Genomic DNA, 24008 nt, shown 5'->3' on the forward strand with positions numbered 1-24008 from the left:
GCGACCGCCGTCCGGTCAGTCCTCGAGCGCCGCGCCGTGTGCCGTCTCCGGGGCCGGTGCCGGCGGTTCGTGGGTGCCGAACTCGGGATGGGTCTCCTCCATCCACACGTAGACGACGGCACCGGAGAGGAACATCAAGATTGCGGTCATGTAGAACGCGGCTTCGTCGCTCACGAACTCCATCGAGAGCCCGATCAAGATCGCGCCGACGCCGTAGCCGGAGTCACGCCACATCCGGTAGACGCCCATGCCGGCCGACCGCCACGTCGGATGGGCCGCATCGCTGGGGACAGTCATCAGGTTCGGGTAGAGCAGCGCCATGCCGAGCCCGGAGAGCGCGGCGAGGATCGTCCACGGGAGGTAGCTGTCGACGAACACCATTCCGAGGACGCCCGCTCCGGCGATGAACATCCCGGCGATGACCGGCGGGCGTCGTCCGATCCGATCGGCGAGACCGCCGGTGCCGATCTGGAGGAAGTACATCGCGCTATGGACGCCGACAACGACCCCGACGGCTTCGATCGCGAGCCCCTGACTCGTGAGATACAGCGGCACGGCGATCCAGAACAGCGTGTCGACGAAGTTCTCGATGTGGCCGGCCTGTGCGGCCGCGAACAGCGTCTTGTCGCCGTACGTGGCCCGCTTCAGCACCTCGTTGAACGGGAGGTTCGCGTCGTGGTGGTCCTGGTCGGCCTCCAGCTGTGCGAGCTGGACCGTTTCCTTGATGAGGAAGACCGAGATCAGGAACGCAAGCACCACCACGATAGCGAGGAAGTAGAACGGCTCCGGCCGAAGGCTCGTCTGGCCGGCGATAACGCCCGTGATCCACGCGCCCACGGCGACGCCGGTGTAGCCAAAGGCCTCGTCGATGCCGACGGCGAGTCCACGCTGGTCGGGGCTGGCGAGATCGATCTTGGCATTGATCGCCATGCTCCAGGTCAGCGCCTGGTTGATACCGAGGAGGATATTCCCGACGGTGATCCAGCTCCAGCTCGGGGCGTAGATGAGGATAATCGGGATCGGGAGCGCGGTGATCCAGCCGAGTACGAGCACCGGCTTGCGCCCGTACTCCTCGCCCCACTTGCCGGCGTAGAGGTTAAGCAGCGCCTTGACGAAGCCGAAGGAGACGACGAACGAGCCGATGACGAAGAACGATTCGACACCGAGTACTTCCTCGCCCAGCACGGGGACGACGGTCCGTTCCGAACCGATCGTCAGGCCGGTCGCGAACACCAGCAAGACGTGCAGCGAGAACTGTCCGAGGTGTTCGCGAATTCCCTGTCTCAGTTTCGTTTGTCCACTCATCGGTTACTCAGCAGCACAGCGGTTGGGCCCCAGCTCAAGCTCGGACAGCTCCTCGTCGGGGACGTCCTCCTGACCGACGTTCGTTCGCTTGACGCGCTCGAAGTTCGGCGGATGGTCCGGGATGTCCGAGGCGAGCGTCTCGACGAACTCCTCGCGCTCGCGGTCGAGATCCGCGTTTTGCTCTTTGACGTCACCGAGTGTCTCAGTCACCGGCGGTTCAGGCGACCCCGGATCGTGTGCCGGGAGGACGACCGCGTCGTCGGGCCGGTCCAGCAGGCGCTGGAGGCTCTCGTAGAGCGTCGCAGCGTTCCCTTCAACGTCGGAATCCTCGAGCCCAGCCTCGACGCCGAGTTCGACGCGGCCGACACTCTCGTGGAAGAGCGTATCGCCCGTGAGCAGGGCTTCCCCCTCGAGATCGAACGAGACGCTACCCTCGCTGTGGCCGGGCGTGTGGATCACCTCAACGTCGACCGACCCGATCGCGATCGATTCGCCGTCTTCGATCGGGGTCGCATCAATCGCGATCGCGTCCGTCGGATGGAGGAAGTACGGAACGTCGTGTCGCTCGGCGAGGTCTGCGCCGCCGGAGACGTGGTCGGCGTGGGCGTGCGTGTCGAAGACGCCGACGAGTTCGGCGTCGCGGGCGTCGATGATCGCCTCGTACTCCTCGAGGTAGTGGGAGGGATCGAACACGGCGGCCTCGCCGTCCGAAATCAGCACGTGCGAGAGACAGCCCTTCCCGGGACGAGCAACTTGAACGAGCGTCCCCTCGAGGTCGGTCGGGACGGGGGCGCTCCGGTGAACACGGCTCCACCCGTTCATGCCGTCGGTGAGCGTGCTGGCGTCGTAGCCCATCTCGCGCAGGACCTCCGCTGCGGTCTGTGAAACGATCCCTGCGGTACAGACAGTGACGATCTCGCGGTCGGCCGGGAGATCCTCGAGGGCGTCTTTCGCCGTCTCCGGATCGTCGGTCAGTTCGTCGTAGACGTCGACGTTGACGCTGTCCGGAACGTGCCACTCGTCGTACTCGTCCCGGTGGCGTATATCGAGGACGAGGACGTCCTCACTCTCGTCGTCGCCGTCCCGCAACCGATCACTGAGTTCCGTCGGACTGATTTCTGCCATCGATACTCACTCGTACGGTCAGTACCCGAATAGGAGTGGTGCGGGACATGACCGGCACCGTTAATTCTCTCGAGACCGAACGACGGCATATGAGTCTGTACGAGGCCTCGTTTCGACTGAAACACGAGTGTCCCTACCGGGAGATCTCGGAGCGATTTCCGGATCTGACGATTCGCGAGTGGTACCTGAGTGACTGTCAGGTGCTCGAGATTAGCTCCGCGGAGGCCCCACCGACGAGTTGCTGGCGGAGATCCGGAAGATCGGGACGGTCCTCCACGAGTCAATCGACGACTCGGGGATCCATGTCGTCACCCAGTCTTGTCTCTGCGCGCTCGAGGGGTCGATCCTGGAGCGGTTCGAGGAACACGACTGCCTCTACCAGCCACCGACGATTCACCGGCAGGGGTGGGAGCACTACACGGTGATCGCGTTCGACGAGTCCGATGTTCGGGCCTTGCTTCGAGACCTCGATGCGGATCGGGACATCGAACTGCTCTCCAAGACCGCTATCACGGAGCAAGGGATCCCACACAGCATGCTGGCACCGGTCGATCGGTTGTTCGAGGACCTCACCGACCGGCAGCTGGCGGCGTTACAGCTGGCGCTGGAGCAGGGCTACTACGAACAGCCGCGAGGAACGTCGCTCCGAGAGCTGGCGTCCCGGACATCCGTCGCCCGCTCGACGTACGAAGAACACCTCCGGAAGGCGGAGAACAAGCTCATGGCGAACGCCGGCACGTATCTGCGGTTGGTGACGTCCGGGACCGCGGCGAATCCGCTGGGGGTCGATCGGTCGGGACGGCCCGAACAGCACGCCGATTGATCGCTCGTCGAACGCGACGCGTTCGACGGCTCGCTTCTCCGTCTCCGACGCGATCCCCACACGGCGGGGTCAGCCGCTATCGGCACGCAGGACGAACACCCTACCCCCGTTCTTCATGCTGATTGCGCGCGTTCGTTTCCGCATGGAGCACGTCGAGTACGTCTACACGGTCGGGATGACCGACGAAGCGGTCCGAGAGCACCTCGAGCGCGTCGACACCGGTGTACTCGCGCTCGCCGCCGACGGCGACGCGTACGCGATTCCCGTCGCACACCACTACGACTCGGGTTCACTCTACGTCCGACTATCGACCGACGGCTCGAGCACGAAGCTCTCGTACCTCGAGGAGACGAAAACCGCGTGTTTCACGCTGTACGACATCGGCGAGTCCGGCGACTCCTGGAGCATCGTCGTCACCGGGCCGCTCCGGAAACTAACCGGTCGCGAGCGGACGCAGTTCGACGAGGCGGCGGTCAACGAGTCGTTCCTCGAGCTTCGGATCTTCGACGAGGACGTCGCGGCGGTCGATCTCGAGATCTTTGAACTCGAGGTCGAGTCGATTACCGGGCGGCGGACCGGCGACTAGCGCGGTCGACCGGACGGCACAATACCGGCCCAGTGGCCGACAGCCGGCGTGTTCTCACGGTCTCGCCGTTATTCGCGTCGAGGAGTGCTCGAGGACGGATTCAGCGAATCGAGGCACCCGATTTAGGTCCACTGCCGTTGCAGTGATCCGGTGAGTTCGCATGAGACGAAACCCCTTCGCGAGCGATCCGTCAGTCGGCACCGATTCGTCAATGCTGATCGACCGTCAACTCCCCGAATACGACGTCACGACGATCAGACACGCGGTCGTCGACGCCAATCCCGAGACGACGTACGAGGCGATGCTCACCGCCGATCTGCTGGACACCGGGCCGATCGTCAGCGCCCTCGGCGCGCTGCGAAACGCACCGATGGTGATCGTGCGCCGGATTCGGGGGAATTCCGGATCGCCACCGCCCGAACGAATGCGGTTCATCGACGTTCCGGAGACCGATGAGTGGACGCTGCTCGACGAAACGTATGGGGAGGAGTTCGTCTTCGGTGCGGTCGGGAAGTTCTGGCGACCGGCGATCGAGTGGCGACAGGTGGAGCCAGACGAGTTCTCGGCGTTCGACGAGCCGGGGTACGCGAAACTCGCGATCGGCCTGTCCGTCCGACCGTACGGCGAGGACCGGACGCTGTTGTCCTACGAGGCGCGCACTGCGACGACCGACGACCCCGCCCGCCGGAACTTCCGCCGGTACTGGCGCGTCATCGGCCCGTTCGCGGGCTACCTGATGTCGCGTGCGCTAGAGCGCATCGCGGCCGACGCTGAAGTCCGTCCGAATCGGAAACCGCCGGAGACGGCGTCCGGCAGCGGGGGCGAAAACCGAGGCCGCTCGAGCCGACTCGTCCGAGGTACCGTCGCGGCCGCGGCGCTCCTCGCCGCGAGCGCGTACCACGTCGCGATACGCCCCTGGCACCGTCGCTGGGGCACGACTGAAGGCGAAGCGCGAGGTCCCCTCCCGGGCGACGACCTCCTCCCGGACGCGACGGATCAGGTCACCCACGCGATCGAGATCGATGCGCCCGCCGAGTCGGTCTGGCCGTGGCTCGTCCAGATCGGTCAGGGGCGCGGCGGCTTCTACAGCTACGATTTGCTCGAGCGGGCCGTCGGTGCCGACATTCACAACGTGGATCGAATCATTCCGGAATACCAGGACCTCGCGGAGGGTGACGTGGTCAGGTTGGCGCCCGAGGACTATCCCGTCTCGTCGCCCGAATCGGCGCCGGAAGTCGCTCGTCTCGAGCCCGAGCGAGCGCTCGTCCTCAGGCCGCCCGGCGACTCGCCGGCGTGGACGTGGGCGTTCGTCCTCGAGCCGCTCGAAGAGGGGACGACGCGACTGCTCGCTCGCACGCGGTCGGCCTCGAGTCGATCGTCGATCGGACTGGGAACGACGCATCCGAGACTCGCCGCGGCGATCGAGTACCTCTGCTGGGAGCCGGCGCACTTCGTCATGGAGTGGAAGATGCTTCGGGGGATCAAACACCGCGCCGAACGGGCGGAATCGGCGGAAGTGTCCCCGTCAGTGTGACGGTGCCGTCGATAGCGACGGGTTCGCGACGCGTGTGGATTCGGCCGGAACTCGGACCTGCGGGTACGGGGTTCGGACGGCGTCAGATTCGACCCGTCGGTCGCGGAAATCTTTCCACGGTGCGCGACGTAGCAGGGTCGTACCCCGAGGGGACGTCAGTCATGGAACCGGACCGGTGGCTGGCCGCGGGCCGTCTCGCTAACGATCGTCGCTCCGTGGAGCGCTGCGGCGGCGGTACTCGCGTTTCGAGGGCATCGCGCGGGACCCGGTAGCGGCTGTCCCGCCGGCCGCGTACGCGGCGTACATGTTTCTCCAGTACGTCGTCGGTCCGCAGTCCCTCGAGTACCGTCCGATAGTCGCGCTTCGCCTCGGAATATTCGTCCTCAGTGGCGGCGTACTCCTCCGAGCGTGGAACCGGATCTCGGTCGATCACCTGCCGGTGCTGTCCCGGCGCCAGGAACTGGTTTTCGCCGCGGTGTTGCTCCTTCTTGCGGGCTTTACTGTCTCCCGCTACGCACCCGCGTTTCAGGGGCTGGGGTCCGGCGGCGCGATACCCGCGGAGTACGGCGACGATCCGTCGATGTACTGGTCGATCTTCCTGCTCGATCTCGGTGTCGTGGTACCGGTCACGCTCGGGGCCGGCTGGGGCCTCGTCCGAGGAGCGGCGTGGGCTCGAAAGGCGGTGTCCGGGATCGTGGGCTGGTTCGCGCTGGTGCCGATCTCCGTCTCGGCGATGTCGATAGCGACGGGACTCAACGACGACCCCCACGCCGCGGTCGGTAACGCGGTCGGACTCGGTGTCGTCGCGCTGCTGTTTACCGCGGTCGCCGCGTGGCTGTACCGACCGCTGTTGCAGAGCTAACGAGGCCCCGCGGCCGCCTCGGGACGTCACCCGGGCAAGAATAGGTTCAGAAACGCGACCACGATCCCTGCGAGCCCCATTCGGATCCCGGCGACGATCCAGTTCTGTTTCGAGATCGAGCCGAGATACGCACCGAACGTAAAGAGCACGGCGACGCCGACTGCGATGGCGACCAGCGTCGCCTCGAGCATAGAGAAGGCGATGCCTTCGGCGAGAAACGGTGCCAGTGGTAGCAAAATGCCGATGAGCGGTCCGATTCCGCTCGCGACCGCATTGATTTTGCGAGCGCCCACCCGCCGCTGCTGGACCGCTGTCTCCTCGAGATCGGTCAACATCGCTCGCTCGATGACCAGCAGTTCGGCCTGTTTCTCGGCCCGTTCGATCTCCCAGACGCTCCAGACGCCGGACGTTCCCAATCCGACGGCCGCGCCGAGACCGATCGTGATCACGGTGAGCCCGTCCGAAATGCCCGACAGGTAGGCCCCGACGACGACGCCGATGCTCGTCAGCGTCCCGTCGAACCCGTTGGAGATGAAGTATCGCCGCGAGATCGACCTGACTTCGTCGTCCTCGAGGAGGTCGCCGATGGAACTCACGTGTCGCCTCCGGTCACTTGTCCTGCGGCGTCTCGACCTGTTCGACGAGGCGATCGCCACAGACGACCTGATCGATCGAGTGCACCGTTCCGCCGAGGTCGGTGATGGCCTCCTCGAGAGCGTTTGCGTCGATTTCGTCGCCTTCGACCGTCAGCTTGAGGTTCTGGACCTCGCGATCGGTCTCGACCAGAACGACGTTGACGGCCTCGACGCCCGGACTGTCGGCGACGGTGTCGGCGAACTCGAGGATATCCGGCTCCTGTGGCTTCATCGCGTCGAGAACGAGCCGTCTGATAGCTGCGTTCATGACGCGTATGGTCGGTCTCGACACCCTTAGTGTCGAGGGACGCTTTCATCGATCGATTCGTCGGACGAGCGCGGCGACCGCGACGTAGGCGGGCAGACACACAGCGAGCACGATGCCGATGAGTCCCCAGTCCGCCGGCTCGAGCGGAACGGTCCCGAAGTACCGGTTGAGCGGCGTGTACAGCACCGCGAACTGGAGACCAATCGACGCCGCGACTGAGACCATGAGCCACGGATTCGACAGCGTCGGCGTCTCACGCAGCCACCGGATGACGTAGAGCTTCCCGAACTCGAGGACGACGAACGCCGTGAATACCATCGTCATCGCGTACGCCGTCACCTCGGCGGCTCCCTCGAGCGTGTAGACCATGAGCGCGAGCATGACGAGCGTGGTGACGGCCCCGGTCCCGCCGATCAGTCCGAGCATCGGCCGCCCGATGATCCCTCGATCGGGCTCCCGCGGCGGCCGCTCCATCACGTCACCGCTCTCCGGATCGGCGCCCAGCGCTAGCGCCGGCAGTCCGTCGGTCAGGAGGTTGATCCACAGTAACTGCACGGCCGGGAGGATGAGATAGCCGTACAGCGAGGCGATGAAGACGATCGCCACCTCCGCGACGTTCGCGCTGAGGAGGTAGGCGACGAACTTCCAGATATTGTCGAAAATTGCTCGTCCACGCTCGATGGCCCGTTCCATCGTCGCGTAGTTGTCGTCCAGCAGGACGATGTCCGAGGCCTGTCTGGCGACGTCCGTCCCGCGGATCCCCATCGCGACGCCGACGTCGGCGTTTTTCAGCGCCGGCGCGTCGTTGACGCCGTCGCCCGTCATCGCAACGTCGTTCCCCCGCGCCTGTAACGCCTGCAGGATCCGCACCTTGTGCTCGGGCGACGTCCGCGCGAAGACGTCGACGGCCGCCACTCGCTCGCGGAGCGTCTCGTCGTCCATCCCTTCGATGTCCGGGCCCTCGAGTACGTCCGTCCCGATCCCCAGCGACTCCGCGATCGCCCGCGCGGTCCGGACGTTGTCGCCGGTGACCATCTTCACGGCGATGCCCGCTCGTTTCGTCACGTCGATCGCATCGGCGACCTCCTCGCGGGGCGGATCGATCATCCCGGTCAGACCGACGAAGGTCAACCCGTCAGCGAGGTCGTCGGCCCCGGCCGGGTCGTCGCGATAGGCCATCGCCAGCACGCGGAGCGCGTCGTCGCCGAACTCGCGGACCGTCGTTTCGATTCGCTCGCGCCGATCGTCGGACATCGGTTTCGCCCCGTCGGCGGTCAGGATCCGGTCGCAGTTCTCGACCACGACCTCCGGCGCACCTTTGACGTAGCCGACGTCGTCGTGGACGGTTCCCATCCACTTGCGTTCGGAGGAGAACGGTACCTCGTCGGTCCGCGGATTGTCGGACCGGAGGCGGTCGAGGTCGAGTCCGCGACCATCGGCCACCTCGAGCAGCGCCAGTTCGGTGGGATCGCCGCCGTCGTCCTCGAGCGTCGAATCGTTACAGAGCGCGCCGATTCGCAGGAGGAGTTCCGTCCGGTCGGCGCGCACCGCAGCGTCGGTGTCGGCCGAATCGACGTCGATCACGGCGTCGTTCACCCAGAGTTTGCTGACGGTCATCTGTCCTTTCGTCAGCGTCCCCGTCTTGTCGGTACAGACGATGTCGACCGCGCCCAGCGCTTCGACCGCCGGAAGCCGACGGACCAGCGCATTTTCTTCGGACATCTTCCGGACGCCGAGGGCGAGCGTGAGCGTGACGACGGCCGGCAGCCCCTCCGGAATCGCTGCGACGGCGAGCGACACCGCGGTCAGCGCGGCCTGGACCGCGGTCGTTCCGCGCACGAGTAACAACGGCGCGACCAGCGCCGAGAGACCGAGAACGCCGAGTCCGAGGGTCCGACCAAGTTCGTCGAGTTCATCTTGCAGGGGCGTTCGCGTCTCCTCGGTCGCGGCGAGTTCCCGAGCGATCCCGCCGACTTCGGTCGCCATCCCCGTCCCGGTGACGACCACGACGCCCTTCCCTCGAGTGACATTGGTCCCCTTGTAAACCATGCTCTCGCGCTCCGCGAGGGGCGCCCCTGACTCGACCGGCGCTGCGGATTTCGCGACCGGAACGCTCTCGCCGGTCAGCGCCGCCTCGTCGGCCTCAAGGTCGGTCGCCTCGAGCAGTCTGCCGTCCGCGGGAACGACGTCACCGCCGCGAAGAACGACGATATCGCCGGGGACGAGTTCCGTGGCGTCAACCTCGCGCACCTCGCCGTTCCGGCGAACCCTCGCGGTCGGGGACGCCAGTTCGCGCAGCGACTCGAGGCTTTGCTCGGCGCGATAGTCCTGAACGAATCCGAAGATGCCGTTGGCGACCACGATAATCGCGATCAAGACTGCATCGACGGTGTGTCCCGCCCAGACCGAGAGGACGGCCGCGGCCAGCAGCACCCAGATCAGGACGCTGTCGAACTGCGTGACGAAAATGTCGACCGGTGACCGTCCGCCGCTTCGAACGACGTCGTTCTCGCCGTGTTCCTCGAGTCGGCGTCGGACCTCGTCGTCCGTCAGTCCGTCGCGTCTCGACTCGAACCGCTCGACGACGCGCTCGGCGGGCAGCTCATGTGGGCCTTCGGACACGACGCGATTTTACAGCCGAAACACCATAGCTGTATGCGCCGGCCGGACTCTCGACCGCCGTCTGGACGCCGGTCACCGGCGCTTGCGTTCCCACGGTGAAACAGGTGACGGCAATTTTATACGACGCTAAAGCGAAGCCCCGATCGAGTGAACTCCCTCGAAATCGGTCTCAGGCTGTTCGCCGGAATCGGGCTGATACTCGCGAACGCCTTCTTCGTCGCGATCGAGTTCGCCCTCACCCGCGTCCGACAGTACCCGGAATCGGTGTTCGACGAGCCGGGACTCCGGAGGGCGTGGGAGATGACGGACGACCTCGAGGTCTATCTCACGAGCTGCCAGGTCGGGATCAGTGCGACGAGCATCGCCGTCGGAATCGTCGCCGAGCCGGCCCTCGCGACGCTGGTCAGTCCGCTGTTCGAGACCACGACCCTCGCGTCCGCGGGCGCCGGCGCCGTTACCGCGTTCGTCATCATTAACCTCCTTCACCTCACCCACGGCGAACAGACGCCGACCTACCTCGGCGTCGAGCGGACGAAGTTCGTCGCGAAATACGGCGCGACACCGCTGTACTGGTACGCGTGGCTGCTCTCGCCCGTCATCTGGTTCGGCGACGCGGTCGCGAAGTGGACGCTCCGACGGTTCGGCATCGAGATGACCGGCGCGTGGCTCGAGACCGAGACCGAGATCATCGAGACGCGGGCCGACCTCCGGAACCGACTCGCGTCCGTCCTCGAGCGGGGCGAACTCCCCGACGAGCGGCGCGAGGAGATACTCAACGCGTTCACCGTCGGCGAACGGCCCGTCGAGGACGTCATGACCGACATCGACGACATCGTCTTTCTCTCGCGGACGGCATCGGTCGAGGAGAACCTGGCCCGGATCGGATCGAGTCCCCATACGCGATTTCCGCTGATCGAGGACGAACCCGAGGAATTCGTCGGCATCGTCTACGTCCCGACGGTCGTTGACCAAATCGACGACCTCCGAGCCGGTTCGGTCACGCTCGATGACCTCGCGACGCCGCCGATGACGCTCTCTGCTGACACGCACGTCAGTGACGCCATCGACGACCTCCAGGCGGCCCATCAGGAACTCGCACTCGTCGAAGCCGACGGCGACATCGTCGGGCTCCTCACGGCGACGGACGCGCTCGAGGAACTGGTCGGTGCGTTCGACGATCCGCTCGACACGGTGGACTTCGTGGCTGACCGGCATCGGTGAGCGACTCCCGGACGAGCCAGCCGAACGCACCACGGAGGCCGACCGGCAGCGTTCGGATCGCGACCACGTCGCTTACGATCGACCCACGAACAGGGATACACGGCTCCCACTCGAACGGGTCACATGGCCGAATTCGTCCTCGTTCCCCATCGATAGCAGCGAGACGTCAACCGTCACGCTCGAGATTTCAAGACGAATGCGTTCCACGCGCCTTCTGCTGGGTATCAGCATCGTCATCAGAACGCTCCGAGTTCTGCTTGGCTCGAAACCGCGAGCGCTTTTCGAACGGCGTGACTGTCGTCTGTGTCGGTCAGTGAACCGATCAGACGACGCTCTCGCGCGATCCGACGAACTGACCGCGGCCGGTCTTTTCGGTAACGTCCAGTTCGTACCACACCGTCTCGTATTCGGAGACCGGGTTATTGAACACTTCGAGGGCTGCTTCTTCGCCGACCTCGGAGAACAGTGTCGCCGCGTCGGTCAGATCGGAGTGATCGACCTGTCGGATCCGTCCCCGGAGAACGACGCTCTTCCATTGATCTTTGGTGGCCCACTCGTAGACCGTGAGGCTCGCGACGTTCGTCTCCGTGACGAACGATCGTTTCGTGCTGTCATTATCCATTATGAACCGGAAGAAACACCGATTCGAACCGCTGTCGTACGCGAACGCGATCGGGATCGTGTAGGCCTGCCCGCCTTTCGCGATACCCAGTACGCCGAGGCCCTGCTCCCGCAGAAACGCGTCGATCTCCTCGGCGTCTAGTTCGACACCGATGTCTGGTGACATACCGCATCGTACGACGTCAGGCGAGAAAAAAACCGGTCCCGGTCGACCGTCTCCCTCGAGACGGCCTTGCAGGACGATCTCTCGAACGGTGATCGTTGGTGGGCTACCGCCGACGCTATCGGAGTGTAGCGGGCGAGGGTGACGTCGCGTCGACCTCGTCGCACGCCCATCGCCAAGGGAGTCCGCTCTCGAGTAGCGTTCTTCGACGCACACGTTTCGGAAGAGGGATTTCCGAGGGACGTGAATGCGACTACGACCCCTCAGATGCCGATTCACGGACCGTTAGGACGGGAACCGGAGCCGTTCGAATGAGGTGCTCGGTGACGCTTCCCAGCACGTACCGATCGAAGCCCGTCCGGCCGTGGGTCCCGACGACGACGAGATCGATGTCCTGTTCCTCGATGTACGAGCGGATCGCCTCCTGGACCGATGACTCGTACGCAACCGTTTCAGCGGCCGGCTCGACGCCACGGGTTTCCGCGACCGACGACGCCTCGTCGAGGATCTCGTCCGCGGCCGCCTCGAGCATCGCCGTTTTGATATCGGAGCGGACGTCGACGCCAACGCTGACGACGTCGACGACCGTAAGGAGGTGAAGCGCCGCGCCGGTCGTGCTCGCGACGTCGACGCCTAACTCGAGCGCGTCCCTCGCACACTCGCTTCCGTCGGTCGGGGCCAGCACGTGTCGGTACGGATACGTCAACTCGGTTTCGGCGTCCGGGCGTATCGTCAGTACAGGGCCGTCCGCACGCCTGACGACGCGCTCGGTGGTACTGCCCAGCAGGAACCGCTCGAGCCCCCGACGTCCGTGCGTCGGCATGACGGTGAGGTCGATATCGTGCGACGCTGCGTAGTCGATAATCTCCCGATACGGTTCTCCCCTCTCGACCGCGGTGACCGCGTCGATTCCCCGGCCCTCTGCTCGGTCGGCGGCGTCGCGCACGATTCGGTCGGCCTCCCGCTCGAGGGCATCGACAACGTCGCCCTCCATCTGAAACGGACTGTACAGCACCGTATCCATGACGGTGAGAACGTGCACCGTCGACCCGTGTTCGGCAGCGATATCGAGGACGTGCTCGAGCGCGGTGGCCGCCCCCTCACTGCCGTCGGTTGGGAAGAGGAGGCGATCGAACGTCGCGCTCGTTTCGGGAGCGGTCACGTTCGGACACCTGCCGTCGCGTTTCGGGGTTCAGGTCCGATTCTCGCCCGTGACAGTCGTCGTTCCGTCTCGCGGCGTCCCATGACCGTCCGATACGCGAGAAACGGGGATAAACTGCAGGGGTACCTCGAAAAAGCGGCGCAGCCGGTGTGGGGCACGTTCCGGCTCCGCCCCGACCGGTGTCGTCGCTCCCGGCTCAGCGGTGCCGGCCGATCTCCGCCTCGTGGAGTTCGTCCTCGGCTTCCCACGTTCGCGGCCGGACCGTGACGAACACGGCGAGGAGGTAGCACGCGGCGACCACCGCAAAGACGAGGAGACCGGGGATCTCGCCGATTGCGGCGCTTTCGGGCCACGATCGGCTGGCGAACGACGTGACGCGGATGACCCACGCACCCAGGATTATCGTATACAGAACCAGGTAGATCCGCCGCAGGCGATGGGCGATCGCCTCTTCGATTGAGATCTTGATCGTCGGTCGTCGGTAGTCCTGACTCAGCTTCTCGCGCCACGACGGATCGACGACACCGGCGGAGGGGTCGAGCCCGTACGCGAAGACGTTCTTCTGGAACGTTCGGACGCGTCCGCGCCAGATGTCGTACCCGCGGTAGCGACGGGCCTCGATGACCAGAAACGCGGTCACTGCCGCCGCACCCAGCAACACGACGTAGTGGGGATTGTTCCGACTCGAGAACGACCACGTCAGGATCGCGCTCATCACGACGATCGCCCAGTACGTCGTCTGATCGAGCCGCTCGCGCCAGAACTTCATCCGGTGGATCTCGCCGCGGTAGAGGTGGGCCATGGCCGAACTCGGTCCCATGTCTTCGTCCAGGAGGCCGGCCCCTATCTCCCGGTGTTCTGCGTCGTTCGGATCGACGTCTTTCGTCGACTCTCTGTCCATCGTTGTTGATCGTTCTCGAGCGACGACGAAAAGCGAGGTGGATTCCGCCGCGCGAAGGCTGAATCTCAGCTGGGAGGAATGTGGACTCGAGTATATCCCGTACCGACACGTCTGTCCCAGTGATACACATGAATTTCGGATCGATCGGTCGTCTCGTCGCCACCGGCCTGGCGACCTTCCTGCTCGTCACCGTTACGGTGACAGAACTTCTCCAGTCGCGCATCGAATTCTCGCTGCTGGTCGGTATCCCGGCAGGGCTGGTCGCCGGCGCGGTCGCCGGTGGCCTCGTCGCTTGGGGAGACGCCGACGGCGCGCCGGAACGGCGGCGGCGGATCGCGTCCTCGTTTGGCGCCTTCGCGATGGCCGTTCTCGTAGCGATCGTCGCAGGACTGCTCCTTCCGATCGGGACTGCACTGACCATCGTCGTCGGCACGGTCGTCGGTCTGATAACCGCCGTCGGAGTCTACCGCCGCGACGGCGGCCGCGCTCGTGCCCGCCGAGTCTGATCGGCGACCCGAAACTGGAACCGAACCCGGCCTGTATCATCAGGTGCGCCCACGAGCGCCGAGGTGTTCGTCGTGCAGCTATGGATCCTCGGCCCGGCGAGTTTTGCCCCGTTCATCTTGTTCGGCGTGCCACTCGGCATCCCCGACCCGTGGATTGAGACCGGCGCATTGCACTTTCTCTTCCTCGGCTGGGCGCTTCCGATCGCGCTCGCGGGCTCGCTGCTCGTCGCCCGCTCCCTCTACGAGGCGGGTATTCCGACCATGTCGGACGGTGAGTTCGAGATCGCCCCTGACGAATTCGAAGCGCGACGGCGGCTGCTGTACGGACTCCGAGTCCGACGCTCGAGCGTGGCCGTCGCGGAAAACCGACTGCTTTCCCTGACGCAGACAGACGACCAGTTTTCAGTGACCGGTATCCACCATACCGTTCAAGGCTGTGGCAACCAAAGGGGGATATATGGCAACCGACGATTCTCTGATTCGGACACTGTTGATCGTTATCGTTGCGATCCTTCTCCTGCCGGTTCTCATGATGGCGATCACGATGCCCATGATGGGCGTCTGGGGCGGGGGTCATATGTGGGACGGCGGGATGTGGAACGGCACTGGAGCCACGTGGATGTGGCCGCTCATGTCGATCATCCCGTTACTGGTCATACTCGGTCTCGGATATCTCCTGTACAGCGCGGTTCGCCAGTCCGGCGGGCAACGGGCGGATCCTGCACTCGAGGAACTGAGAACCGCCTACGCCCGCGGCGACCTCACGGACGAGGAGTTCGAGGAGCGCCGCGAACGATTGCGACGGGAGAAGTAGTACGCTGGTGGACGCATGCCGGGCCGAACGCTGCCTCTTCCGGCCGACAGTGTCCTCGTTTGTTGTCGGGCTCCGATGTCGGGGGCGGCCATCTGTGTCGGTATCGCGGCGTGAGCCGACCGAGAACGGATTCTTCGCTCCGATATACCTATGTTGGACGGACCATAGCTCTTGGTTCATCCCGACTTGGCGTTCCCCTCGAAGTCATGCACGAACACGTCGCGAGCCGATAATACCGTCGCCGATCGTGGTATCGAGTCTGGCGTGCGAGAAGTTCGACGGATTTCGCGCTGATACTCGAGGCGAATGCAGTGGCGGACCTTATCGCTCGGACTGCTCCCGTCGCCTCCGCCCCGTATTGCGAGCGATGGCGATCACGAACCCCAGACCCCGCCGAACGTCGAGGTCTCTGAGGGCACGCACCAGCCCGCGTACACCAAGCGGTTTCGTCGGTTCGTCACCCGCTTCACCCACGGCCTCGAGCACGTCCTCGAGCGTCCGGGCCACGTCGTCGTCGGTCGCAGTGTCGGCGACCTCACCGAGGCGCGTCCCGGTCGCCGCGAGGTCCGTAACCATGTCGTCGTCCATCGCATTCGATGCGAGCGCGAGCAGGTCCGCCATCGCCAGCAGGTCGTCGAGCGTGCCCGACCGCTGCAGGCGAGCGAGAGTCTCGATCGCGTCGGCCAACTCGTCGGCGTTCTCGCCGGTCGCCTCGCCGAGTCGCGCGGCTTCGGGCGTCGCCAGTCCGTCGGCCGCGGCGCCGAGGTTCGTCGCCGTTCCAGCGAGTTCCTCGACCATCCGGTCGTCCATCGCGGCGGTCGCGAGGTCCGCGGTGTCGAGCAGTTCGTTGACGACGCCGAGGCGCTCGAGGAATCGAGCGACTTCGTCGGGGTTGTCGGCAACGAGATCCTCGAGGGTCGCTGCGTCCTCGGCGGCTTCCGGCGCGGGTTCGGATTCAGGTTCGGACATCTACAGCAACCCCGTGCGGTGAGCCAGTAGGACTCGTTGTAGCCGAGTTTCGCCCAGTGGAGCGGTTTCGACGGCTCGCGGACGTACGGCTCCTCGCCGTAGGAGAACTCGATGAACGTGGCCTCGTCCATTCCGGCCTCGAGGAAGCAGACGGTCTTCCCGTCGTAGGTCGCCGTCGGGACCGTCCGCGGGCGCGGCTGGCGATCCGATCGGCGACGACGCCTGCCTCGTAATGGGCGACGCTGCCCGCCTTGCTCGTGGGGACGTCCGCGACGTCGCCGATCGCGTAGACGTCCTCGGCCGCCGTGGCCTCGAGCGTGTGTCTATCGACGTCGACCCAGCCGTCATCGCCCAGCCCCGCGTCGGTCACAAGATCGCTGCCCCGGTGGGGCGGGATGGCCACGAGCAGGTCGTACTCGAGTTCGTTCCCTTCGACCGTCTCGATGACTTCCGCGTCGGGGTCGACCTCGTCGACGTTGAAGAACGTCTCGAGGGAGATGTCACGCTCCTCGAACAGGTCGGTGGCCCAGTCGGCGACCGACTCGAGGCCGTGGGCGCGGTTGATCGGGTACGTATAGGTGATCTCGACGTCCTCGCGCCGGCCCCGCTCGCGGAGCCAGGCGTCGACCATCAGCGGGAACTCGACGGGCGCCGCCGGACACATGTGCGGGACGCCGACGACGCTCAGGACGAGGTGGCCCTCGGTGAAGTCGGCGAGTGCGTCCCGGAGCCGCTCGGCGCCGTCGGGGCCGTAGAAGTGGTGGCCGCCTTCGGCGAGTCCGGGGACGGCCTCGGGCTCGAGGGTCGCGCCGGTCGCCAACACGAGCTGGTCGTAGTGCAGCGAGGTCGTCCGATCGGCGAACGACAGGCGGTTTCGATCCGTATCAACGCCAGTTACCTCCTCGATCGTCAGGGTGACGCGACGGTCGACCAGCTCCTCGATCGGCCGCTTCGCGTCGTCGACCGTCTTCTTCCCGAAGGGCACGTACAGGAACGTAGGCTTGTAAACGTGGTTCGGATCGGCCGTGAGCAGCCGGACCTCGACCTCCCCGGCCTCGATCTCACTCTGTAGCTCGCTTGCGAGCCGATTCGCGAGGACCGTCCCGCCCGTTCCGCCGCCGACGATAGCGATTCGGTGCATCTCAGTTGACCTCCAGATAGATACTCCAGTACTCGTCGCGCTCCTCGATCTCGAGTAAGTCGTGGCCGGCCTCCTCGAGCCACTCCGGAACGTCCGTCGTGGAGTTGCGCTCGGTGGTCTGGAGTTCGACCACGGTGCCGGGATCGAGATTCTTCACCTTCCCGATGAGGTCCATTAGCGGGCCGGGACACGTTGCGTCTCGTGAGTCGATCGTTACGTCCGGATTGTGTGCGTCAGTCATTGGTCTAGGGGTACAGGTTGTGTCGTCGTCGCTCGAACTCCTCTTCCGAGAGTTCGCCGCGTGCGTATCGCTCGCGGAGTTCCTCGAGCGCACGGTCGGATCGGTCAGCGCGGTCGGCGCGGTCGGTGCGGTCGGTTCGGTCACCCCGGCGCCGACTGCCGGCCCAGACGACCAGCAGGGCTAGTAGGCCGAGCAGGACGAATGGCCAGAGGAACATCCAGCCGCCGAACGCTCCCCAGCCGCCCATCGCTCCGCCGGTACCGCCGCCGTGGGGCTGTGCGGACGCCGTCGCGGTCGCGGCGACGAGGAGGACGGCGCCGAAGGCTGTCGCTCGGCTCGCATACCGCCCGATCGTTTCGTATGGGTCGGTCATCGTTCGATCACACTCGAAGAGTAGTATTGTATAGTAATGCCACTATCGAAAAAACCACCTGTGCAGGAATAGGCGATAAATATATCCCGGCAACCGGTCTCGAGCAGATTCCCGCTCACCGGATCGTTCCGTAACGGATCCGCAGTGAGCGATCGCATCGGGCACCCTTCCCCAACAGGATCCGTGTCGGGAGGAGTAGTATTTCCCTCCGTTCGGGGCTGCTCGGGACGACCGCCGCGAGCATCGATCAGTTGGTCACGTCGCCGCGGCGAGGAACCCCGGACGCTCCGCCGGTTCAATATTGTCCTCGATACACAAAATCGTTATAATCGTGGAGCCCGTACCGTCGACCGATGAGCGAGTCCATCGACGACGAACGAGAACGGATCCGCGAACAGAGGAAGCGAGAGTTGCAGGAGCGCCTCGAGAACGGCGGGAGCCTCGACGCGGCCGATGCCGGCGGGGAGGGCACCACGCCCGACGAGCCGATCGAGATCACGGGTCAGGGCCACCTCGACGAGGTCGTCGCGGAGCACGACGTCGTCCTCGTGGACTGCTACGCCGACTGGTGTGGCCCCTGCCAGATGATGGAGCCGACGATCGAGGCCCTCGCCGTGGAGACCGACGCTGCGGTCGCGAAGGTCGATGTCGACGCTCATCAGCAGATCGCCCAGCAACTAGGCGCTCGCGGCGTCCCGACGCTCGTCCTCTACGCGGACGGCCAGCCGGTCGAACGCACGGTCGGCGCCCAGGACCGCGGGACGCTCGAGGGATTGATCGAGCAACACGCGTAGCGAAGCGCCGACCCGGCTCACGGCGGACGATAGCGACCACCAGAACAGTTCCCCCGGTCCGACTCCCGACACGGGACCGGCGACGCGACCACGACATACTGACGTTCACCCATGTCCACTGACTGGAGACGAGCGATCGAAACGCAACGGGAAGAGAAAGACCGGTACTTCGGCGACGATCCGCACTCGCCGATCCCGGACGCGGAACGCGAGTCGTTCGACGGCCTCGAGTACTACCCGATCGACGAGGACTACCGGTTCCAACTCCCCCTCGACGAGTACGACGACCCCGAATCGGTCACCGTCGGGACGAGCACCGACGGCGAGCGGGAGTACCTGCGCTGGGGTGAATTCCGGTTCACCGTCGACGGCGAAGACGTCGCACTGCAGGCCTACAAGGCGGATCCGGACGACGAGCGGCTCTGGGTCCCGTTCCGAGATACGACCAGCGGCGACGAGACCTACGGTGCCGGTCGATATCTCGACCTCGAGTACGACAGCCATCGAACGAACGACGGAAACTGGGTCCTCGACTTCAACGAGGCGTACAACCCGACGTGCGCCTACTCCGATCGATACGAGTGTCCGCTCCCGCCGACGGAAAACTGGCTCGAGGTCCCGATCGAGGCCGGCGAACAGGCGTTTCACTGAGTCGTAGAACACGTCCATACCAGACGTGTGAATTCGGACGAAGCGCGACGGCCGAGTCACGCTCACCGGTTCTGTACGTACCGACACAGAAACAGGAAAACCGATAGTAGCCACTGCAAGTCACTGCACACCTGCTCGCACGACAGTAGCGCGGTTCGGAGCGAGCACCGCGAGCAAGAACCGCGGACTGTGCGATCAGTGTGTAAATCGTTGCAGTTGTTACTATACATACACCAAGCGAGGGACGAGTAGCCTCGAGCGCGGTAGAGTAGGTTGGTAGGTAGCCGGTCGGGATTGATTCGGCCGGTTACACACCGTTCGATGCCCACAACCTCCCACGCTGGATCCGTACACGGTAGCGCGGAGAGGACGTCAGTACTAGACCTCGAGTTCGGTGCCACAGTCCGGGCATTCCATTGCTGGTTCCCCGTCGACCATCGTGAACTCCAGGTACTCGCTTTCACCACAGTCTTGACACGGCACTGCGACCCGAACGTCGGTCGACTCCTGTGGAGTGCCGAGGGCGAGCGCGCGGAGGGTGTCGTCCGATTCGTTTCGACCCTGCTGGTATTCGCCCGCATCGAACCGGATCATCTCTCCCTCGCTGACGGTGACGGTTTCGCTATCCGCCGCTAGCTCCGGCTTCGTCTCGAACGCGGCCTCTCCCTCGAGCACGAAAAACGACTCCTCCTGGTCGAGATGCGTGTGAAGACTGCCAGCGAATTCCTCGCCCGGCTCGAGTGCGTAATAGTTCATCGAGAAATCCTGGGCGTCGAGTGGCTCCGACACACTTTGTCGATTCTGGGGTCCCGATTCCGGATTCATGTCGTCGATATCGATTTTCTGCATACGACCATAGATAGCAGTCTCAGGGGTGAAAAGTATACTGCGACTCGCAGGGTATTCGAGTTCGAATTTCGTCGTGATCGAATACGCAAGCGCTGGACGAGCCATTTCCGAGCAGAACGGGCGGGACGGGAGATAACGACGGACAGTATCCGCCGACTTTCAGAATCTCGTCGTGTTCATATCGTCTCGTCAGGATCGTGCTCAGCTGCCATCCGCGTCGCTTCTTCGGCATACCGTTCCCGGTCGTCAGCGTCCTCGACGGTCGCGAGATCGTCGGGAGAGACGTCCCGTGCGGCAGTGACCGTGTCCATGTCGATCGCCTGCGCTGCGATCTCCCGCCGAAAGGCTCGAGCGCCGTCGGGAGTCGCGTACGTGAGGATGATCAGATCGCGGTTGTTGTACCCGCGTTCGACGAGCCACACGCGAACGTCGTCCGACCCCGACTCAGATGACATAGGAACCCGAACGAGAAGCATGGCGGTAATCTTTGGGACCGGATTTTAGTGACTCCGGAGCCACAGCCACATCGAAGAGCGGGTTTCGAGAATGCCACCACCGACGCTCGTCTACGACGACGATTGCGGCGTCTGTACTCGCGCGGCGCGGTTCGTGGACCGCCGCGCGGCGATCGATATCGTCGGCTTTTCGGAACTCTCGGACGACCGACGAGCCCGTTTGCCGGCCGACTACGAGGAGTGTGCGCACCTCGTCACCGACCGGACCACGTACTCCTGTGGCGAAGCGATGGAGCGTGCCTACGAACGAACGGGCCTCCCGCCGTCGCAGCTGTTCCCGCTGTTCCGTCGCGTTCCGGGATACGGCCGCGTTCGCGAGTTCGTGTATCGACTCGTCGCGTCGAACCGACCGTTGATCAGCCGGTTGCTTCCGTCGGTCGTGTGAGAGCGCTGTCGGTCCGTCGACCTCGAGTTCGCCGGCTACTGCTACACCCCGCTGAGGAATTCCGTTTCAAACCGACGGACGCTCTCGTCAGTCCCCGCGAGGACGACCTCGTCGTCCGGCTCGAAAGTAAACGTGTCGGGATCGAAATCTGCGATCGTCTCCCCGTCGCGGACGACGACGAGGACGGTCGCGCCGGTCTCGGAACGGACGTCAGCGTCGACGAGCGTTCGACCCGCCAGTCGACCGACGGGGAGTTCGACGACGTCGATCTGCCTGCCGACGGCTAACACCGACTCGTCCTCATAGATCGTCGACGCCAGCATGCGGCCGCTGACCGTCGCCAGCGATTGAACGTACGCTGCGCCCGCTCGATACAGTTTGCCCTTGCTCTCCGGTTCGTTCGCCCGCACGATCACGTCGACGTCCGGGTTCAGGTCGCTGGCAATCAGCGTCGTGAAAATCGCTGTCGTGTCGTCGTTGAGAGTGACGATCACGGCCGACGCGTCGTCGATACCGGCCTCGCGGAAGACGGCGGGCTCTCGCGCGTCGCCGACGATGTCGACGCCGGCTTTCTCTTCGCTGTCGATCACGGTCACCTCCGTGTTCGTCTCGGCGAGGACGTCGGCTGCGGTCGACCCCGCCTCGCCGTATCCGGCGACGAGGACGCGCTGGACCGAGAGCGACTGGATGGACGACGTCGCCTCCTCGCGCAGGGCCGTGATCCGTTTCGGTTCGCCGGCGACTAACAGCCGGATGTCCTCGTTCAGTTCGATCTCAGGAACGATCGGACTCTTGAAGTCGCCGTCGACCCAGACGCCGACGATGTCGACCCCGAACCGCTCCCTGAGTCGCGCCTCGTCGACAGTTCGGTTGCAGAGTTCGCTTCCCGTCTCGATGGAGAGTTCGACCAGTTCCAGGTCGTTACCGAGTTCGATGCCGTCGTCGACGACCGTTGTCACGACCGTCGGGACCTGCCGGGCAAGGCTCTCGCCCAATAGTTGTCGGGGTGATAGGACGCTATCCGCGCCAGCGATTCGATGGTACTCCTCGAGCGCCACGTCTTCGGCGAGCGTTACGGTTCGGACGTCCGGGTTCACCTCTTTCGCCGAGAGAACGATGCTCGCGTTGACGTCGTCGGCCGCGTCGGCCACGACCGCCCGCGCCCGATCAACACCCGCGTTCTCGAGGGTCTTGATCGACTCCGGATCGCCGTGGACGACCCGGTTGTCAGCCTCGTGGAGGGCCGTCGCCCGTTCGACGTCGGATTCGACGATCACGTACTCCTGTCCCCGGGAGTTCAGTTCCGCGACGAACTCCTCGCCGCGCGGCGTGTACTCGCAGATGACGACGTGGTCGACCGCGTCCGTCGTCGTCGGTGCCGACGGCGAGAGCGCGTTCCGAAGCCACGGGACCGCAAAGACGTCGGCCGCCGTGAGGATGAGCCCGATCCCGGCGAGTTGCATTCCGATCATCAACAGGTTCATTTGTGGCGTTTGCCACGGTGCGTCTTCGCCGTATCCGGTCGTCGTGTACGTCTGGAAGACGATCTCGAGGGACCGGTACAGGGGCTGCGGGCGGTCCTCCCACGCGCCCATTCCGTGGTTGTACAAAAGCGTGAAGAAAACGGTCGTCACGGCCACCAACAGAAGGTAGTAGCCGGTACGACGTGATTTCAGTAGCGACATACGACTACTACTCGAACCGATCGGGTTGAGCGTATTGGATGGCGGAACCGAGATGGTTCGACGCTCGACAGTCAGAAACCGGCGACCTGCATCGACCCGTAGCCGAGTCCGAACGCGAGCACGAACGACCCGACCCAGGCGGCGACGGTAACTCCCAGCTTTCGGGGGTTGACGCCGGTTCCACCGGCGACCGCGAGTCCGCTGCCGACGATCGCGCTCACGACGATCTCGTTGAACGAGACCGGTACTCCCAGGAGGACCGCGGTCTGTGCGATGAGAAACGAGGGGACGAGCGTCGAGATCGATCGGCGCGGCCCCAGCGACGCGTACTCCTGCGAGATCGATTTGATCATTCGGGGTGCACTCGTCCAGGAGCCGACGAGGATCCCGACGCCGCCGCCGAGCAACACCGCGATCGGCGACACCGACGGCAGGTCCTCGAGCAGCGGGAACAGCGGCCCGACGGCCAGCCCGACCTGACTCGCGCCCGCCGAGAACGCCACGAGCGCGCCCAGCGAGAGCAGGAATCGGCGCAGACCGCCGGGCTGATCGCGACCGATGTCCCAGCGGACGAGGGCCGCTGCGACGGCTCCGAGGCCCAGTGAGGCCGCGGCCGTGGCGGCGGTTCCGTCGAACGGTATCGCGGTGGTTCCGGCCGCGGCGAGCGTCCCCCGACCGATGAGAGAAACGCGAACTCGAGGTTCGCGACGACCGTACCGACGATTCCGGCGAGGAGTGGAACGCTGACGTCCTCGGGAACGTCCGGTCGCGGAAGAACGCTCGCGATACCGTAGGCGATTCCCCCGCCAACGAACGGCGTGAGTACCCAGACCGCACCGATTTCGGCGTATTTCCCCCAGGCCGGATCGCCGCCGAGCGCGAATCCGACGCCGATGACCGATCCGGTCACGGTGAACGCGGTCGCGATCGGATACCCGGTGAAGATACCGATCGCCATCAGTCCGGCACCGATCAGCAAGACGACGATGACGCCGCTTACCGGGAGGCTGATTCCGTCGATGAGGCCGCTCCCGACGGCTTCGGAGACGCTCCCGCCCTGTGTCACCGCGCCGGCGAAACCGAGGATGCCGACGAGAAACGCCGCGCGCATCGTCGGAATCGCGTTCGCGCCGACGGCCGGTGCGAAGGGCGTTGCGCCGCTCGAGCCGGCGCCGATCACCCACGCCATGAACAGGCTCGCGAGAGCGGCGGCTGCGAACAGTAGTATCGTTCCCGGATCCATTAGTGTACGAAAAG

At 64.9% G+C, this 24008-nt stretch carries 23 protein-coding genes and 3 pseudogenes; 10 read left to right on the forward strand and 16 right to left on the reverse strand.

Features of this window, described 5'->3' with window-relative positions; genetic code table 11:
• Positions 1–15 precede the first annotated feature (15 nt).
• On the reverse strand, positions 16–1305 hold the full coding sequence (locus CP556_RS23505; RefSeq protein ID WP_098728017.1) for an MFS transporter: 1290 nt from the start codon (positions 1303–1305) through the stop codon (positions 16–18).
• A 3-nt stretch (positions 1306–1308) separates the two neighbouring features.
• On the reverse strand, positions 1309–2430 hold the full coding sequence (locus CP556_RS23510; protein WP_098728018.1) for an MBL fold metallo-hydrolase: 1122 nt from the start codon (positions 2428–2430) through the stop codon (positions 1309–1311).
• Positions 2431–2519: 89 nt separating this feature from the next.
• Here CP556_RS23510 and CP556_RS23515 point away from each other — a divergent pair.
• The 4 genes and pseudogenes from CP556_RS23515 (at position 2520) to CP556_RS23530 (ending at position 6235) form a co-directional block, all read left to right on the forward strand.
• Positions 2520–3253, forward strand: a pseudogene (locus CP556_RS23515) (helix-turn-helix domain-containing protein).
• A 142-nt stretch (positions 3254–3395) separates the two neighbouring features.
• A complete protein-coding gene (locus CP556_RS23520) occupies positions 3396–3839 on the forward strand; it encodes a pyridoxamine 5'-phosphate oxidase family protein (RefSeq protein ID WP_098728019.1) in 444 nt (147 codons plus the stop codon).
• A gap of 160 nt (positions 3840–3999) precedes the next feature.
• Positions 4000–5373 (forward strand): hypothetical protein, encoded by a 1374-nt coding sequence (locus CP556_RS23525; RefSeq protein ID WP_098728020.1) that lies wholly within the window; start codon positions 4000–4002, stop codon positions 5371–5373.
• 304 nt (positions 5374–5677) lie between these two features.
• Positions 5678–6235, forward strand: a complete 558-nt coding sequence (locus CP556_RS23530) for a hypothetical protein (RefSeq protein WP_255291584.1) — start codon at positions 5678–5680, stop codon at positions 6233–6235.
• 26 nt (positions 6236–6261) lie between these two features.
• On the opposite strand, the gene CP556_RS23535 is transcribed toward CP556_RS23530, so the two are convergent.
• Genes CP556_RS23535 through CP556_RS23545 form a run of 3 tightly spaced genes read right to left on the reverse strand, consistent with a single transcriptional unit; the run spans position 6262 to position 9760 of the window.
• Positions 6262–6831: a VIT1/CCC1 transporter family protein gene (locus tag CP556_RS23535; RefSeq protein WP_098728021.1), complete on the reverse strand. Its 570-nt coding sequence runs from the start codon at positions 6829–6831 to the stop codon at positions 6262–6264.
• A 13-nt stretch (positions 6832–6844) separates the two neighbouring features.
• A complete protein-coding gene (locus CP556_RS23540; protein ID WP_098728022.1) occupies positions 6845–7138 on the reverse strand; it encodes a DUF211 domain-containing protein in 294 nt (97 codons plus the stop codon).
• A 45-nt stretch (positions 7139–7183) separates the two neighbouring features.
• On the reverse strand, positions 7184–9760 hold the full coding sequence (locus CP556_RS23545; RefSeq protein WP_098728023.1) for a calcium-translocating P-type ATPase, PMCA-type: 2577 nt from the start codon (positions 9758–9760) through the stop codon (positions 7184–7186).
• Positions 9761–9907: 147 nt separating this feature from the next.
• Here CP556_RS23545 and CP556_RS23550 point away from each other — a divergent pair, with 147 nt between their 5' ends.
• Positions 9908–10981, forward strand: coding sequence for a CNNM domain-containing protein (locus CP556_RS23550; RefSeq protein WP_098728024.1), 1074 nt, complete (start codon positions 9908–9910; stop codon positions 10979–10981).
• A gap of 322 nt (positions 10982–11303) precedes the next feature.
• Here CP556_RS23550 and CP556_RS23555 read toward each other — a convergent pair whose 3' ends face one another.
• The 3 genes from CP556_RS23555 to CP556_RS23565 all read right to left on the reverse strand — a co-directional run bounded on the left by CP556_RS23555 (position 11304) and on the right by CP556_RS23565 (position 13828).
• On the reverse strand, positions 11304–11768 hold the full coding sequence (locus tag CP556_RS23555) for a pyridoxamine 5'-phosphate oxidase family protein (protein WP_098728025.1): 465 nt from the start codon (positions 11766–11768) through the stop codon (positions 11304–11306).
• A 250-nt stretch (positions 11769–12018) separates the two neighbouring features.
• Positions 12019–12927, reverse strand: a complete 909-nt coding sequence (locus tag CP556_RS23560; protein WP_098728026.1) for a universal stress protein — start codon at positions 12925–12927, stop codon at positions 12019–12021.
• 196 nt (positions 12928–13123) lie between these two features.
• Complete coding sequence (locus CP556_RS23565) at positions 13124–13828, reverse strand: DUF2270 domain-containing protein (RefSeq protein ID WP_098728027.1); 705 nt, start codon at positions 13826–13828, stop codon at positions 13124–13126.
• 128 nt (positions 13829–13956) lie between these two features.
• On the opposite strand from CP556_RS23565, the gene CP556_RS23570 reads away from it, so the two are divergent.
• Positions 13957–14334, forward strand: coding sequence for a DUF8147 domain-containing protein (locus CP556_RS23570; RefSeq protein WP_098728028.1), 378 nt, complete (start codon positions 13957–13959; stop codon positions 14332–14334).
• Positions 14335–14791: 457 nt separating this feature from the next.
• Positions 14792–15148 carry an SHOCT domain-containing protein gene (locus tag CP556_RS23575; protein WP_098728029.1) on the forward strand — a complete coding sequence of 119 codons (357 nt, stop codon included), beginning with the start codon at positions 14792–14794 and terminating at the stop codon, positions 15146–15148.
• Between the two features lie 321 nt (positions 15149–15469).
• Here CP556_RS23575 and CP556_RS23585 read toward each other — a convergent pair whose 3' ends face one another.
• From CP556_RS23585 to CP556_RS23600, 4 genes and pseudogenes are all read right to left on the reverse strand, one after another.
• A complete protein-coding gene (locus tag CP556_RS23585) occupies positions 15470–16117 on the reverse strand; it encodes a helical membrane plugin domain-containing protein (RefSeq protein ID WP_098728030.1) in 648 nt (215 codons plus the stop codon).
• 8 nt (positions 16118–16125) lie between these two features.
• Positions 16126–17258: pseudogene (locus CP556_RS23590) on the reverse strand (NAD(P)/FAD-dependent oxidoreductase); the annotation flags it as partial.
• Between the two features lies 1 nt (position 17259).
• Positions 17260–17499 (reverse strand): sulfurtransferase TusA family protein, encoded by a 240-nt coding sequence (locus CP556_RS23595; RefSeq protein ID WP_098728031.1) that lies wholly within the window; start codon positions 17497–17499, stop codon positions 17260–17262.
• 4 nt (positions 17500–17503) lie between these two features.
• On the reverse strand, positions 17504–17872 hold the full coding sequence (locus CP556_RS23600) for an SHOCT domain-containing protein (protein ID WP_098728032.1): 369 nt from the start codon (positions 17870–17872) through the stop codon (positions 17504–17506).
• Positions 17873–18225: 353 nt separating this feature from the next.
• Here CP556_RS23600 and CP556_RS23605 point away from each other — a divergent pair, with 353 nt between their 5' ends.
• Both CP556_RS23605 and CP556_RS23610 read left to right on the forward strand, forming a co-directional pair.
• On the forward strand, positions 18226–18666 hold the full coding sequence (locus CP556_RS23605; RefSeq protein ID WP_098728033.1) for a thioredoxin family protein: 441 nt from the start codon (positions 18226–18228) through the stop codon (positions 18664–18666).
• Between the two features lie 111 nt (positions 18667–18777).
• Positions 18778–19317: a DUF1684 domain-containing protein gene (locus tag CP556_RS23610; protein WP_098728034.1), complete on the forward strand. Its 540-nt coding sequence runs from the start codon at positions 18778–18780 to the stop codon at positions 19315–19317.
• A 378-nt stretch (positions 19318–19695) separates the two neighbouring features.
• Here CP556_RS23610 and CP556_RS23615 read toward each other — a convergent pair whose 3' ends face one another.
• Together CP556_RS23615 and CP556_RS23620 are read right to left on the reverse strand one after the other, a co-directional pair.
• Complete coding sequence (locus CP556_RS23615; protein WP_098728035.1) at positions 19696–20166, reverse strand: cupin domain-containing protein; 471 nt, start codon at positions 20164–20166, stop codon at positions 19696–19698.
• Between the two features lie 176 nt (positions 20167–20342).
• The gene (locus CP556_RS23620) at positions 20343–20621 is read right to left on the reverse strand and encodes a DUF7967 family protein (RefSeq protein WP_098728036.1); all 279 of its coding nucleotides are present in this window, start codon (positions 20619–20621) and stop codon (positions 20343–20345) included.
• 91 nt (positions 20622–20712) lie between these two features.
• On the opposite strand from CP556_RS23620, the gene CP556_RS23625 reads away from it, so the two are divergent.
• Positions 20713–21066, forward strand: coding sequence for a thiol-disulfide oxidoreductase DCC family protein (locus tag CP556_RS23625; RefSeq protein WP_098728037.1), 354 nt, complete (start codon positions 20713–20715; stop codon positions 21064–21066).
• Between the two features lie 41 nt (positions 21067–21107).
• Here CP556_RS23625 and CP556_RS23630 read toward each other — a convergent pair whose 3' ends face one another.
• On the reverse strand, positions 21108–22751 hold the full coding sequence (locus CP556_RS23630; RefSeq protein WP_098728038.1) for a potassium channel family protein: 1644 nt from the start codon (positions 22749–22751) through the stop codon (positions 21108–21110).
• A gap of 71 nt (positions 22752–22822) precedes the next feature.
• Positions 22823–23994, reverse strand: a pseudogene (locus CP556_RS23635) (anion permease).
• Between the last annotated feature and the right edge of the window lie 14 nt (positions 23995–24008).

It is taken from the genome of Natrinema sp. CBA1119, from assembly GCF_002572525.1.
GTDB lineage: Archaea > Halobacteriota > Halobacteria > Halobacteriales > Natrialbaceae > Natrinema.

Coding starts and splice junctions, on each gene's coding strand:
- CP556_RS23505 (WP_098728017.1), bottom strand. CDS start 1,305: ATGAGTGGACAAACGAAACTGAGACAGGGAATTCGCGAACACCTCGGA.
- CP556_RS23510 (WP_098728018.1), bottom strand. CDS start 2,430: ATGGCAGAAATCAGTCCGACGGAACTCAGTGATCGGTTGCGGGACGGC.
- CP556_RS23520 (WP_098728019.1), top strand. CDS start 3,396: ATGGAGCACGTCGAGTACGTCTACACGGTCGGGATGACCGACGAAGCG.
- CP556_RS23525 (WP_098728020.1), top strand. CDS start 4,000: ATGAGACGAAACCCCTTCGCGAGCGATCCGTCAGTCGGCACCGATTCG.
- CP556_RS23530 (WP_255291584.1), top strand. CDS start 5,678: ATGTTTCTCCAGTACGTCGTCGGTCCGCAGTCCCTCGAGTACCGTCCG.
- CP556_RS23540 (WP_098728022.1), bottom strand. CDS start 7,138: ATGAACGCAGCTATCAGACGGCTCGTTCTCGACGCGATGAAGCCACAG.
- CP556_RS23555 (WP_098728025.1), bottom strand. CDS start 11,768: ATGTCACCAGACATCGGTGTCGAACTAGACGCCGAGGAGATCGACGCG.
- CP556_RS23565 (WP_098728027.1), bottom strand. CDS start 13,828: ATGGACAGAGAGTCGACGAAAGACGTCGATCCGAACGACGCAGAACAC.
- CP556_RS23570 (WP_098728028.1), top strand. CDS start 13,957: ATGAATTTCGGATCGATCGGTCGTCTCGTCGCCACCGGCCTGGCGACC.
- CP556_RS23575 (WP_098728029.1), top strand. CDS start 14,792: ATGGCAACCGACGATTCTCTGATTCGGACACTGTTGATCGTTATCGTT.
- CP556_RS23585 (WP_098728030.1), bottom strand. CDS start 16,117: ATGTCCGAACCTGAATCCGAACCCGCGCCGGAAGCCGCCGAGGACGCA.
- CP556_RS23595 (WP_098728031.1), bottom strand. CDS start 17,499: ATGACTGACGCACACAATCCGGACGTAACGATCGACTCACGAGACGCA.
- CP556_RS23600 (WP_098728032.1), bottom strand. CDS start 17,872: ATGACCGACCCATACGAAACGATCGGGCGGTATGCGAGCCGAGCGACA.
- CP556_RS23605 (WP_098728033.1), top strand. CDS start 18,226: ATGAGCGAGTCCATCGACGACGAACGAGAACGGATCCGCGAACAGAGG.
- CP556_RS23610 (WP_098728034.1), top strand. CDS start 18,778: ATGTCCACTGACTGGAGACGAGCGATCGAAACGCAACGGGAAGAGAAA.
- CP556_RS23615 (WP_098728035.1), bottom strand. CDS start 20,166: ATGCAGAAAATCGATATCGACGACATGAATCCGGAATCGGGACCCCAG.
- CP556_RS23620 (WP_098728036.1), bottom strand. CDS start 20,621: ATGTCATCTGAGTCGGGGTCGGACGACGTTCGCGTGTGGCTCGTCGAA.
- CP556_RS23625 (WP_098728037.1), top strand. CDS start 20,713: ATGCCACCACCGACGCTCGTCTACGACGACGATTGCGGCGTCTGTACT.
- CP556_RS23630 (WP_098728038.1), bottom strand. CDS start 22,751: ATGTCGCTACTGAAATCACGTCGTACCGGCTACTACCTTCTGTTGGTG.